Genomic DNA, 489 nt, shown 5'->3' on the forward strand with positions numbered 1-489 from the left:
GCGGTTGTCCAGCGTTGCGGCGTTGATGTCGACATGGCGCCCGGCGCTGAGGCTGCCGCCCTGGTTATCCAGGCGGCCACCCGTGGTCAGCGTCAGGTCACCGCTGGCGATCAGGCGCTGGTTGCGGTTGTCCACGGCACCGGCGCTGATCTTCAGGTCGGCGTCGGCCGCGCGGCTGCCATCGGCCTGGATGCCGGCCTGAATGCCCCCAAGGTTGCTCAGTTGGCCTGACGCGTCCAGTTGCACCGAACCTGCCGCGGTCAGCCCCTCACGGTTGACCAGGTCACCACGGCTTTCCACCTGCAGTTGCTTGCCGGCATGCACCGGCCCCTGGGTTTCGATACCGGTCGCCCGGATGCGCACATCGCCCCCGGCGCTGGCCTGGGCCATGCTCAGCTGGCCATTGGCATCGAGCTGGATATCGCCACCGCTGGCGATCATCCGCCCGTCGAGGCGCACACCGACACCGGCCTCGGTGCCGACCAGCCT

General features: G+C 69.1%; 1 pseudogene. It reads right to left on the reverse strand.

Annotated elements, in window-relative coordinates:
- Positions 1 to 489, reverse strand: a pseudogene (locus NMG10_RS25865) (hypothetical protein); the annotation flags it as partial.

It is taken from the genome of Pseudomonas sp. DVZ6, assembly GCF_024259445.1.
GTDB classification, from domain to species: domain Bacteria; phylum Pseudomonadota; class Gammaproteobacteria; order Pseudomonadales; family Pseudomonadaceae; genus Aquipseudomonas; species Aquipseudomonas peradeniyensis.